At 63.0% G+C, this 12,488-nt stretch carries 11 protein-coding genes; 7 read left to right on the forward strand and 4 right to left on the reverse strand.

All coding sequences use genetic code 11. The annotated features are described in order from the left end of the window. Window positions 1-117 precede the first annotated feature (117 nt). Complete coding sequence (locus tag RX331_RS11025) at window positions 118-2,049, reverse strand: long-chain fatty acid--CoA ligase (protein ID WP_317256588.1); 1,932 nt, start codon at window positions 2,047-2,049, stop codon at window positions 118-120. Beyond that, window positions 2,046-2,867 (reverse strand): ABC transporter ATP-binding protein, encoded by an 822-nt coding sequence (locus RX331_RS11030; protein WP_317256589.1) that lies wholly within the window; start codon window positions 2,865-2,867, stop codon window positions 2,046-2,048. Before RX331_RS11030 ends, RX331_RS11025 begins: the two co-directional genes overlap by 4 nt. Window positions 2,868-3,169: 302 nt before the next feature. On the opposite strand from RX331_RS11030, the gene RX331_RS11035 reads away from it, so the two are divergent. The 5 genes from RX331_RS11035 (at window position 3,170) to RX331_RS11055 (ending at window position 8,492) form a co-directional block, all read left to right on the forward strand. Beyond that, window positions 3,170-3,844 (forward strand): Crp/Fnr family transcriptional regulator, encoded by a 675-nt coding sequence (locus RX331_RS11035; protein ID WP_317256590.1) that lies wholly within the window; start codon window positions 3,170-3,172, stop codon window positions 3,842-3,844. Window positions 3,845-3,997: 153 nt separating this feature from the next. Beyond that, window positions 3,998-5,152, forward strand: coding sequence for an aromatic ring-hydroxylating dioxygenase subunit alpha (locus RX331_RS11040; protein ID WP_317256591.1), 1,155 nt, complete (start codon window positions 3,998-4,000; stop codon window positions 5,150-5,152). A 212-nt stretch (window positions 5,153-5,364) separates the two neighbouring features. Continuing rightward, a complete protein-coding gene (gene gmd / locus RX331_RS11045) occupies window positions 5,365-6,450 on the forward strand; it encodes a GDP-mannose 4,6-dehydratase (protein ID WP_317256592.1) in 1,086 nt (361 codons plus the stop codon). Continuing rightward, the gene (locus RX331_RS11050) at window positions 6,431-7,375 is read left to right on the forward strand and encodes a GDP-L-fucose synthase (protein ID WP_317256593.1); all 945 of its coding nucleotides are present in this window, start codon (window positions 6,431-6,433) and stop codon (window positions 7,373-7,375) included. The genes gmd and RX331_RS11050 overlap by 20 nt, the downstream gene beginning before the upstream one ends. A 139-nt stretch (window positions 7,376-7,514) precedes the next feature. Further along, window positions 7,515-8,492: a tripartite tricarboxylate transporter substrate binding protein gene (locus RX331_RS11055; protein ID WP_317256594.1), complete on the forward strand. Its 978-nt coding sequence runs from the start codon at window positions 7,515-7,517 to the stop codon at window positions 8,490-8,492. 286 nt (window positions 8,493-8,778) lie between these two features. On the opposite strand, the gene RX331_RS11060 is transcribed toward RX331_RS11055, so the two are convergent. Continuing rightward, window positions 8,779-9,624, reverse strand: coding sequence for a uroporphyrinogen-III synthase (locus RX331_RS11060; protein ID WP_317256595.1), 846 nt, complete (start codon window positions 9,622-9,624; stop codon window positions 8,779-8,781). A 134-nt stretch (window positions 9,625-9,758) separates the two neighbouring features. Here RX331_RS11060 and purU point away from each other — a divergent pair, with 134 nt between their 5' ends. After that, window positions 9,759-10,622, forward strand: a complete 864-nt coding sequence (gene purU, locus RX331_RS11065; RefSeq protein ID WP_317256596.1) for a formyltetrahydrofolate deformylase — start codon at window positions 9,759-9,761, stop codon at window positions 10,620-10,622. A gap of 21 nt (window positions 10,623-10,643) precedes the next feature. On the opposite strand, the gene RX331_RS11070 is transcribed toward purU, so the two are convergent. Further along, complete coding sequence (locus RX331_RS11070; protein WP_317256597.1) at window positions 10,644-10,922, reverse strand: hypothetical protein; 279 nt, start codon at window positions 10,920-10,922, stop codon at window positions 10,644-10,646. Between the two features lie 407 nt (window positions 10,923-11,329). Between RX331_RS11070 and RX331_RS11075 the strand changes: the two genes are divergently transcribed. Further along, entirely contained in the window at window positions 11,330-12,454 is a 1,125-nt protein-coding gene (locus RX331_RS11075) for an ABC transporter substrate-binding protein (RefSeq protein WP_410708265.1), read from the forward strand. Window positions 12,455-12,488 lie beyond the last annotated feature (34 nt).

Raw genomic sequence — 12,488 nt, forward strand, 5'->3', positions numbered from 1 at the left:
CCGGGCTTGACCCGGCGATCCATCGCCTGAAGAACCACTTTTTCGGAAGAGGATGGATGCGCGGGTCAAGCCCGCGCATGACGACCGGTTTTGCGGCGGCGTTGCTCGACATCACCCTCATTCCGCGGCCTCCGCCATCGGCGCATCGCGGCCGAGATCGACGACGCGCAGCGTGGTGCGGATGCGCTGGGTGGTACCGTCCTGGAAGCGGATCACGGTGTCGACGGGAATGTCGCTCTTGCCGGCGTATATCGCGTCGATGATGTCGGCGTATTTCTCGTTGATGACGCTGCGGCGCACTTTTCGGGTGCGGGTCAGTTCGCCGTCGTCGGCGTCGAGCTCCTTGTAGAGCAGGAGGAAACGGGAGATGCGCTGCGCCGGGGGCAGCGTGGCATTGACGCTTTCGACCTCCTTGCGCAGCAGCGCATAGACCTCGGGGCGCGAGGAAAGGTCGGTATAGGTCGTGAACGAGATGCGGTTCTTCTCCGCCCATTTCGAAATGATCGAGTAGCGGATGCAGATCATCGCCGCCAGCGTGTCGCGGCCGGCGCCGAGCACGACCGCCTCGGCGACATAGGGCGAGAACTTCAGCTTGTTCTCCAGATATTGCGGCGAGAAGCGCTCGCCGCGCGAGGTCTCGGCGAGGTCCTTGATGCGGTCGATGACGACGAGCTGGCCGTGATCGTTGAAATAGCCGGCGTCGCCGGAATGCATCCAGCCATCCTTCATGTCGGCGGCGGAGGCTTCCGGATTCTTGTAGTAGCCGAGGAACCTGTTGGGGTGGCGGACGACGATCTCGCCAACGCCGTTGACGTCAGGATTGTCGATGCGGATTTCGATGTCATCGGCCATGGCCACGCCGGTCGTATCAGGATCCACCTTGCCGGCGGGATGCAGCGTGTAGGCCCCGAGCAGTTCGGTCTGGCCATAGAGGGTGCGGAGCGGCACGCCCATCGCCTGGAAGAATTTGAACGTATCCGGCCCGAGCGCGGCGCCGCCGGTCGCCGCCGAGCGCAGCCGCGTGAAGCCGAGACGGTCGCGCAGCGCGCGGAACAACAGCTGGTCGGCAAACACCGAGCGTTTGCCTTGTGCCAGAGCCGCAAGCCCGGTCTTCATGCCGACGTCGAAGAGCTTCTGCTTCAGCGGCGAGGAGTCCATCACGCCGGCGCGCACCTCGGCGGCGATCGATTCCCACAGCCGCGGCGCAAACAGCACGAAGGTCGGCGCGATCTCGCGGAAATCGTGCATCATGGTCTCGGGCTCTTCGACGAAGTTGACCTTCATCCGGCACAGCAGCCCTTTGCCGAGCGCGTAGACCTGTTCCATGATCCAGGGCAGCGGCAGCACCGAGACATATTCGTCATCCGGTCCCTTCGGATCGAAGGCGAGATAGGTCGCGCAATGTTTCAGGACGCGCCCGGCCGCCAGCATGGCCAGCTTCGGGTTGGCCGTCGTCCCGGAGGTGGTGCAGAGGATCGCGACGTCCTCGCCATCAGTTGCGTCGACCAGGCGGTCATAGAGGCCGGGCTCGCGCACGGCGCGGTCGCGGCCCATCGCGGCCAGCTTTTCCGCTTCCATCAGCCGCGGATCGTCGTATTTACGCATGCCGCGCGGATCGGAATAGACGATGTGCTTCAGGTTGGGCGCGCGATCGGCCAGCGCCAATAGCTTGTCGACCTGCTCCTCGTCCTCGGCAAACACCAGCTTGGCCTCGCCGTAGCTCAAGAGATAGGCCGCTTCCTCGTCCAGCACATCGCGATAAAGGCCGAGGCTCATCGCTCGAATCGCATGGGTCGCGATTTCGGCCGCCACCCAGTCCGGGCGGTTGTCGCCGATGATGCCGATGACGTCGCCGCGCCCAAGGCCGAGTTCGACCAGGCCGAGCGCGAAATCATGCGTGCGCTTCTGGTACTCATTCCAGGTGAACACGCGCCACAGCCCGAGATCCTTTTCGCGCAAGGCAATCTCGCCGCCGTGCTCCCTGGCGTTGAGGCGCAACAGCTTCGGGAAAGTATCTGCCTGGGCGGCGCGTCCGGCGTAATCCATCATGCCGCGCACTCCGGCGCTGCGGGCTTGTCATCGGGATCGACCAGCACCTCGTCCTCTTCGCCGAGATAGGCGCGCTTGACGTGGGGATCGGCGAGCACCGAGGCTGGATCGCCCTCGGCGATCTTGCGGCCGAAATCCAGCACCATGACGCGGTGGGAGATGTCCATCACGACGCCCATGTCGTGCTCGATCATCATCACGGTCATGCCGAACTCTTCGTTGAGATCGACGATGTAGCGCGCCATGTCCTCCTTTTCCTCAAAATTCATGCCGGCCATCGGCTCGTCGAGCAGGATCAGTTGCGGCTCCAGCGCCATGGCGCGGGCGAGCTCGACGCGCTTACGCAGACCGTAGGGCAGGGTGCCGGCGGTCGCCTTGCGCACCGACTGCAGGTCGAGGAAGTCGATGATCTCCTCCACCTTGTGGCGGTGCTCGAGTTCCTCGCGCCGCGCGCCGGTCAGCCAGTACAGCGAGCCCGTGATGAAGTTGTTCTTCAGGAGGTGATGCCGCCCGACCATGATGTTGTCGAGCACGCTCATGTGGTGGAACAGCGCCAGATTCTGGAAGGTGCGGCCGATGCCGAGCGAGGGCCGGGCGTTCGGGTTGAGGCCGGTGATGTCCTTGCCGCGGTAGAACAGTTTCCCTTCGGTCGGCTTGTAGCGACCGGAAATGCAATTGACGATCGAGGTCTTGCCGGCGCCGTTCGGGCCGATGATCGAGAACAATTCGCCCTCGTTCACGCCGAATGAGACTTCGGTCAGCGCCCGGACGCCGCCGAAGCGCAGCGACACGCCGCGCACTTCCAACGTATGAGCCACTCATTCCCTCCAGATACGGCGCTTGAGCGGCGCTCTTTATCTTTCGTTTGCAATGCGCGATTCTACATCGGCAGTGACGGGCAGGCCATCCGACTATCGGTAGCGGCCGGTTGCGATGTCACGCGTGGTAGCGTCGCACCCCGCCGCCGTGCCATGGGCCGCATGCACCGAGGTGGCTCTCCTTACGGCAATGCGGTAGTTTGAAATGTCTTTTCCCTGACAATTGTCGGGAAATTTTGCCTGATGGCCTCCTGTTGCAGTGCAGCACAGCGGCCGATGGAGACGCGACGGTCGATGCGATCATGATTGCTGCGGATTACCTGAAGCGTATCGCGGCCTGGTCGCGCGAACTGAACGAGCGAGAAATCGAAGTCGCTCGCGCCGGCATCGTGGAGAAGTCCTATCGCGCCAATGAATTCATTTTCCTGCGCGGCGATGCCTTCGATTACTGGACCGGCATCGTCACTGGGCTGGCGCGGATGGGCACGGTATCGAGCGGCGGCAAGGCGGCGACAATCGCCGGTCTCACGGCAGGCGCCTGGTTCGGCGAAGGCTCGATGCTGAAGAGCGAACCGCGGCGCTACGACATGGTGGCGATCCGCGACACCCGGCTGGCGCTGATGGATCGGACAACCTTCTTCTGGCTGTTCGAGAACAGCGTCGCGTTCAACCGCTTTCTGGTTCGCCAGCTCAACGAGCGGCTCGGCCAGTTCATCGGCGCGGTGGAACATGGCCGCACGCTTGATGCCACCAGCCGCGTCGCGCGTTCCATCGCCTCGCTGTTCAATCCGATTCTCTATCCCGACATGACACGCCATCTCGAGATCACACAGGAAGAAATCGGAGCGCTGTCCGGTATTTCCAGGCAGAACGCCAACCAGTGCCTGAAGCGGCTGGAGAAGGAGGGGCTGCTGCGGCTCGAATATGGCGGCGTCACCATCATCGAGCTCGAACGGCTGCGTAACCACGGCGATTGAGACCGGCCAAGGCGTCCTCGCGTTGTTGTGTTTGCACAGGATACGGCACCGTATTGAAAACCGAAATCAGAAGTGGTATTGATACGGTGCCGTATCAGGACGTGATGTCCTCGCGTGATCGGTTTTGAGACCACAGCCAGCCGGAGATGTCCGATGAGCAGGCAGGATCAGGTCAATCTCTTGAAGCGGCTATTGCATTACGTGGAGACCCGGACCACGGCCATGGCAGATAGCCCCTGGCGCAACGAAGTGTCGGCCTATACCGACGCAGCGCGCCTCGCCGAGGAGCAGCGGGTGCTGTTTCGCAAGCATCCGCTGGTCATGGGTTTCGCTTCTGACTGGCCCACTGCCGGCAGCTTCAGTACCGATGATCATGCCGGCCTGCCCATTCTGGTCGTGCGGGGACGCGATGGCAAATTGCGCGCATTCCTGAACGTGTGCCGCCATCGCGGCGCCAAGGTCGCGCAGGGCTGTGGCGAGGCGCGGCTGTTCTCGTGCCCGTATCATGCCTGGACCTACGATCTCGCCGGCCAACTGATGGGCATCCCCGACGAGCGCTGCTTTCCCGAGGTGCGCGGCGAACGCGCCTCGCTGGTCGAACTGCCGCTGTGCGAGAAGTATGGTCTGGTGTGGGTGATCCCGACCGCGGACGGTTCGAGCCATTTCGACATCGATCCATGGCTCGGCGGGCTCGCGGAGGAACTCGCTTCGTTCGGATTTGCCTCCTGGTCGTTCTACGACCGCCGCCTGATTCCGGAGACCATGAACTGGAAGCTGGTCGTGGATACGTTCAACGAGGGTTACCACGTCGGCTTCCTGCACCGTGATTCCCTGCGCGACATCCTGCATGGCAACGTGACCGATTTCGAAGCGTTCGGTCTCAACCACCGCCTGACGTTTCCACGCAGGAAACTGGAGCGGCTCAAGGCCGAGCCCGAGGACGCCTGGGACTTGATGTGGAATACGACGCTCGTCTATTCGCTGTTTCCCAATACGCTTCTCCTCGTGCAGGGCGACCATGTCGAACTCGCGCGCGTGTTCCCCCGCGAGGGACGCACGGATCGCGCGGTCATGGACCTCGGACTTTACGTTCCCAAGGCGCCGAGCACCGAGGAAGAACGCATCCATTGGGACAAGAACATGCAGCTCGTCCTCGATGTCGTGACAGGCGAGGATTTCCCGACCGGGCGCAGCATTCAGATCGGCCTGACTTCGGGCGCGCAAACGCACACCGTCTACGGCCGCAACGAGCCGGCCATGATCCACTACCATCAGTCGATCCGTGCGGCGCTCGGCTTAGGGGTCTGAAATCGGACGGCTTTCAGATTAGGCTTCACCTCTGGTTCTGTTGCGGGGGCCGAATATGGCGGAGTTACCGTCATCGCGCGCTTGAAAAGCTGCGTAATCATCGCGAATAAATTGGCCTAAGGGACTGATATTAAAGGACTTTGCCGATAGACTTGGCGCTAGCGCAATGCTATGGCCTGCGGAATATTCGAATTTGTGTATTCGGAGACGATATGGCGGCTCAGGATTCAAAACGGCGCGTGGCGCTGATTACCGGCGTCACTGGGCAGGACGGCGCCTATCTCGCCGAATATCTGCTCGGCCTTGGCTACACCGTCCATGGCATCAAACGTCGGTCGTCCTCGTTCAATACCGCGCGCATCGATCATCTGTACCAGGATCCGCACGCCCGCACCCGGCCGTTCCTGCTGCATTACGGCGACATGACCGACTCGACCAACCTGATTCGGCTGATGCAGCAGATCAGGCCGACGGAGATCTATAACCTCGCCGCTCAGAGCCATGTCGGCGTCAGCTTCGAAAGTCCGGAATACACCGCCAATGCCGACGCCATCGGCGTGCTGCGGCTTTTGGAAGCGATCCGCATCCTCGGCATGGAGAAGGAGACGCGGTTCTACCAGGCATCGAGTTCCGAGCTCTATGGCCTGGCGCAGGAGGTGCCGCAGAAGGAGACCACGCCGTTCTACCCGCGCTCGCCTTACGGCGTCGCCAAGCTCTACGGCTACTGGATCACGGTGAACTATCGCGAGGCCTACGGCATGTTCGCCTCGAACGGCATTCTGTTCAACCATGAGAGCCCGATCCGCGGCGAGACGTTTGTCACCCGCAAGATCACCCGCGGCGTCGCCCGCATCGAGGTCGGGCTCGACGAGGCGCTCTATCTCGGCAATCTCGAGGCCAAGCGCGACTGGGGCCATGCGCGCGACTATATCGAGGGTATGCACATGATCCTGCAGGCCGACAAGCCCGACGATTTCGTGCTGGCCACCGGCGAGGCCCGCTCGGTGCGCGAATTCGTCGAACTCGCCTTCGCCGAACTCGGCCGCAGTGTCGAATGGCGCGGTAAGGGCGCCGAGGAGACCGGCGTCGACAAGAAGTCCGGCAAGACCGTGGTTCGCATCGACCCTGAATATTTCCGGCCCACGGAGGTCGATCTCCTGGTCGGCGATGCAAGCAAGGCGCGGGACAAGCTGGGCTGGAAGCCGAGGATGTCGTTTGCCCAGCTGGTCAAGGACATGGTGGCAAGCGACCTCGAAGACGCGCGTCGGGAGGCGGCCCGTGGCAGGCATTCCGTTTGAGCTGAAGGGCAAGACCGTCTACGTCGCCGGCCATCGCGGCATGGTCGGCTCCGCGCTGGTGCGGCGGCTGGCGCGAGAAGACGTCGAACTATTGACAGTCGCTCGCAGCGAGATCGATCTGCGCGATCAGGCCGCGGTCGACCGATGGTTCGCGGCCAATCGGCCGCAGGTGGTGTTTCTCGCCGCCGCCAAGGTCGGCGGCATCGCCGCCAACAACACGCTGCGCGCCGAATTCCTCTACGACAATCTGGCGATCGCGGCGAACGTGATCCATGCGGCGCATGTCTATGGCGCCGAGAAGCTGATGTTCCTCGGCTCGTCCTGCATTTACCCCAAGCTGGCGCCGCAGCCGCTGCGCGAGGACTCGATGCTGACGGGTCCCCTGGAGCCGACCAACGAGCCTTATGCGATTGCGAAGATCGCCGGGATCAAAATGGTGGAGGCCTATCGCAGCCAGTACGGCGCCGACTTCATCAATGTGATGCCGACCAATCTCTACGGCGCCGGCGACAATTATCATCCCGAGTACAGCCACGTCGTCGCTGCGCTGATCCGCCGCTTCCACGAGGCGAAAAAGTCCGGTGCCGGGAAGGTCGTCGTTTGGGGCACCGGCACGCCGCGGCGCGAATTCCTCTATGTCGACGACCTCGCAGGCGCCTGCATCCATCTGATGAAGACCTATTCGGACAACGAACTGGTCAATATCGGCACCGGCGAGGACATCACGATCGCTGAATTCGCCCGTGTGGTCGCTGCAACCGTTGGCTACACCGGCGAGATCCGTTTCGACACCTCGCGCCCGGACGGCACGCCGCGCAAGCTGCTCGATGTCAGTCGGCTGGCGAAACTCGGCTGGCGCGCCAGCATGCGGCTGGAGGACGGCCTCAAACTCGCTTATCAGGCGTTCCTCAGCGAGCACGCTTAAACTCGCCTGCGTGAGAGGTTTGCCGCGGCAAGGTTTCGCGCTTTTGCTGCCGAAAACCCGTACCCAGTTTTCCTGATTGCGCTAGGATGCGTGTACGCCGAGCGGCCACAAGAGCCGCCGGCGCAGCGGAGGAAGCATGATGAACTATCAGCGTCGCCAATTCCTGCAGCTCGTCGCCGGTGCGGCTGCAGTTCCGGCCCTGTGCAGCGTCGCAGGCGCGCAGGCCTATCCCTCGCGCCCGGTTCGCCTCGTGATCGGCTATACGCCGGGCGGCTCGGCGGACCTGACCGCGCGCCTGATGGGGCAATGGCTGTCGGAAAAGCTCGGTCAATCCTTCATCATCGAGAACCGGCCGGGTGGCGGCACCAATATCGCCACCGAGCAGGTATTGCGCGCGACACCCGACGGCTACACGCTGCTGCTGGTCGCACCGGCGAACGCGATCAACGCCACGCTCTACGAGAAGCTGCCGTTCGATTTCATCAAGGAGATGGAACCGATCGCCGGCATCATCCGCTTCCCCAACGTCGTCGTTGTGCATCCCTCGCTGCCGATCAAGACGATCCCCGAACTGATCGCCTACGCCAAGGCCAATCCGGGCAAGCTCAACATGGCATCGTCAGGCAACGGCTCGACCATCCACATGTCAGGCGAGCTGTTCAAGATGCTCACGGGCATCAACATGCAGCATGTGCCATATCGCGGCGGCGCGCCGGCGCTCACCGACATGCTGTCCGGCCAGATGCATGTGATGTTCGACAACCTTCCGACCTGCGCCGAACACGTCAAATCCGGCAAGCTGCGCGGCCTTGCGGTCACCAGCACGACGCGCTCGGACGTGCTGCCGGACCTGCCGCTGGTCGCCGATTATCTGCCCGGCTACGAGGCCAGCGCCTGGTATGGCCTTGCGGCGCCGAAGGGCACGCCGCTCGAAATCGTGGGCGTGCTCAACAAGGCGGTGAACGAAATCCTCGCCGATCCCAAGGCGAAGGCTCGCTTTGCGGAGATCGGCGCCATTTTGCTGCCGGGCTCTCCCGCCGATTTCGGCAAGCTGGTGGCTGACGAGACCGAAAAGTGGGGCAAGGTGGTCAAGTTCGCCGGCGCCAAGGTGGACTAGCGCTTCATCAAACTGGCGGCGAGGCGAGATTGCGCCGCGACAGGTCGGGAGTGGCAGCCATGGTGGAGAACCTAGTAGCCGGATTGGTCGCGGTGGCTCTGATTATCATGGGCGTGCTTGCCTACGCCCAGAAGCATGAGGGCTGCTTGCACGGGCGCTCGCTTCAAACTTTCAAGCCCTGCGGATCGGCTAGCGTTGACATGTAGCGCTGGCCGCGACGCTGCGCCCAACCTCGCGCGATTTGGTGCCAGACGAACGGTCGCAAGCAATGCCTGTGCCTGATTTGTCAGCCTCTCGCCGCCATGCGCGGCGGGTTCTTGCCTAGCGCCTGCGCCATCGCCGAGATCAGCGGCCGCATGAAGAAGGCGTCCTCGGCCGGGTAGATGTCGGTCCGCAGGCCGTGGGACTTGAGTTCGTCTGACACCGCCGGGCCGACGGAGGCGATTGGCGTGCGATCGAGCCCGGCGCGTAAGCGCTCCTCGCAGCCGCGGGCCCGGGCCACCTCGATCAGGCGGCGGATCTGGCCGAGATTCGTCAGTGCGATGGCATCGACTCGGCCTTCCGCCATCTCGTCGATCGCCTTGATGATGTTGGCGTCGGCGGCCTGGGCGTCATAGGCATAGGGCAGCACGGTATCGACCTCGGCGCCTTGCGCCTTGATCGCGCCGATCAGGACGCCGTGATCCTTGTCCGGGTAGAGTTGCAGGGCGAGGCGATGCTCCCTGAGGTCGAGGCGCGACAGCATCTCGGCGACGCCTTCGGAAGTCGGCTTCTCCGTCGTCATCTGCGGCTCCAGGCCGATTTCGCGCAGCGCTTTTCCAGGCTTGGGGCCGCGGGCGAATTTGCGCGCTTTGCCGAGCGAGGCGATGAACTCCTGCTCGACGCCGATGCGCTGCGCCATCTTCATCAGCCGGCGCAGGCCTTCGCCCGTCAGCAGCACGACGTCGTCGAAGGGCTTTTCGATCGACCGCCGGATCCAGGCCTCGACCGGCGCGGAGTCCGGCGCGTCATGGATGGTGAACATCGGGCATTGCAGCACGTCGGCGCCCTGCTCGGTGAGCAGGCGGGAAAACTGCGCTTCCTCGCGCGTTTCCAGGATCAGGATGCGGTAACCGTTCAATCTGTCAGCCATGGTGTCGCTCCAACGCTTCGCGCTTTGTTCATCCTGATCCCGGTTTCGGGATTGGCGCAAGTGCGGGCGCGGTGATAGAGCAGGGCCGAAAATAGCCACTTCGCCCTTTTGCCTGAATTGTAGCCAGCCTCGCCATGCCCGATCACCAGTTCGTCCTGACCCTGTCCTGCCCGGATCGCCCCGGCATCGTTTCCGCGGTGTCGACCTTTCTGGCCCATAACGGACAGAACATCCTGGACGCACAGCAGTTCGACGATGTCGAAACCAAGAAGTTCTTCATGCGGGTGGTGTTCACCGCCGCCGATCTTGCTGTCGGGTTACAGGCGCTGCAGACCGGCTTTGCCGCGATCGCGGAGCGCTTTGGCATGGATTGGCAGATGCGCGACCGAGCCAATCGCCGCCGGGTGATGCTGCTGGTCTCCAAGTCGGATCATTGCCTGGTCGATATTCTCTATCGCTGGCGCACGGCCGAGCTGGAGATGATCCCGACGGCGATCGTCTCCAACCATCCGCGCGAAACCTATGGCACGCTCGATTTCGGCGAGATCCCGTTCCATTACCTGCCGGTCACCAAGGAAACCAAGCGCGAGCAGGAAGACGCGGTCTGGAAGCTGGTGCAGGATACCGCGACCGATCTCGTCGTGCTGGCGCGCTACATGCAGATCCTCTCGGACGAGATGTCGGCGAGGCTGGCCGGGCGCTGCATCAACATCCACCACTCGTTCCTGCCGGGATTCAAGGGCGCGCGGCCCTACCACCAGGCCCATGAGCGCGGCGTCAAGCTGATCGGCGCCACCGCGCATTACGTCACAAGCGACCTCGACGAAGGCCCGATCATCGACCAGGACGTCGAGCGCATCAGCCATCGCGACACGCCGGAAGATCTTTCGCGCAAGGGGCGCGACATCGAGCGCCGCGTGCTCGCGCGCGCCGTGCGCCATCACCTTGAGGATCGCGTGATCCTCAATGGCCGCAAGACCGTGGTGTTCATGGATTGAGGGGGCGGGCGCCTCTTCGCCTTAGCGGGCCTTTTCTTCCGGCCTCGGCGCCGGCTTTGCCTCTTCGCCGCGCTCGGAGGCCGGCAACAGCCGCTTGCGCTCGCGCTCCTTCATGTACTCGTCGTACTTTGCGGTTCCCGGGCGCGGCGGGGCGTCCGCAGGGATGCCGCCGAGCCACGCCGGTACAGCATCGCTGACGCCCGCCGAGACTTTCTCGTTGATGGTTCCACAACCGCTCAGCCCGCTGCCAGCGAGAGCAACGACAAGAAGTGTGGCGATATGGCGCGCGCTGATCGTCATCGCAGAAGGCTACAGCTCTCCCCTTTAAGGATGATGGATTTACGGCGCCGCCTTACGGCAGTCACCGAAACTCCTTCTTTGTTGACAGGACCATTTTATTTGTACAATCGTACAAATAGACGGCCGGCCGGCAAGCCATTGGGCAAACCGGTTCGGGATTATACCATGGTACCGCAGTGCATTTCTCGCTGGTTCTAGCGGGGCCGGCCTTTCGCTGCGACACGCCAATGGTCCGATTGACAACAGGGCGGCGAAGGACGCCATGTTGCCGCGCTACCCGGCCGAAAAACTGGGTTATGGTGAGATCAAGGGCCGGGGACTCGGTTCGAGACACAAGGCCGATCAGGGGGAGGATGTTGATGTCTATTCGCAGTCACATGTTGCTGGCCGCAGGCGCGGTCGCCGGGATGCTGGCGCTCACGCCGGCACACGCCCAAGAGACCGTCAAGATCGGCCTGATCCTGCCGATGACCGGCGGCCAGGCCTCGACCGGCAAGCAGATCGACAACGCGGTCAAGCTCTACATGCAGCAGAACGGCGACACCGTCGCCGGCAAGAAGATCGAGGTCATCCTCAAGGACGACGCTGCGGTTCCCGACAACACCAAGCGCCTCGCGCAGGAATTGATCGTCAATGACAAGGTGAATTTTATCGCCGGCTTCGGCGTGACCCCGGCAGCCCTTGCAGCCGCCCCCTTGGCGACGCAGGGCAAGATTCCGGAAATCGTGATGGCGGCCGGCACCTCGATCATAACAGAGCGTTCGCCCTACATCGTCCGCACCTCATTCACGCTGGCGCAGTCCTCGACCATCATCGGCGACTGGGCCGCCAAGAACGGCATCAAGAAGGTCGCGACGCTCACTTCCGACTATGCGCCGGGCAATGACGCGCTGAACTTCTTCAAGCAGAACTTCACCGCCGGTGGTGGCGAGATCGTCGAAGAGGTGAAGGTGCCGCTGCAAAATCCTGATTTCGCTCCGTTTCTGCAGCGCATGAAGGACTCCAAGCCCGACGCCGTGTTCGTGTTCGTGCCGGCCGGACAGGGCGGCAACTTCATGAAGCAGTACGCCGAACGCGGGCTCGACAAGGCCGGCATCAAGGTGATCGGCCCCGGTGACGTCATGGATGACGACCTGCTCAACGGCATGGGCGATGCCGCGCTCGGCACGGTAACCGCGCATCTTTACTCCGCGGCGCATCCTTCGGCCGCCAATAAGGAATTCGTCGCCGCCTACAAGAAGGCCTTTGGTCAGCGTCCGGGCTTCATGGCGGTCGGCGGCTATGACGGCATCCGCCTGATCTACGAGGCGCTGAAGAAGACCGGCGGCAAGACCGACGGCGATGCGCTGATCGCGGCGATGAAGGGCATGAAGTGGGAAAGCCCGCGCGGCCCGATCTCGATCGACCCGGAGACCCGCGACATCGTGCAGAACATCTACATCCGCAAGGTCGAGAAGGTCGACGGCGAACTCTACAACGTCGAGTTCGCGACCTTCGAGGCCGTGAAGGATTCCGGCAAGACGAAGAAGTGACATCCGTGCCTGTGGCTTGCCCCTCACCCCGACC

Source organism: Bradyrhizobium sp. BWA-3-5, from assembly GCF_032917985.1.
GTDB lineage: Bacteria > Pseudomonadota > Alphaproteobacteria > Rhizobiales > Xanthobacteraceae > Bradyrhizobium.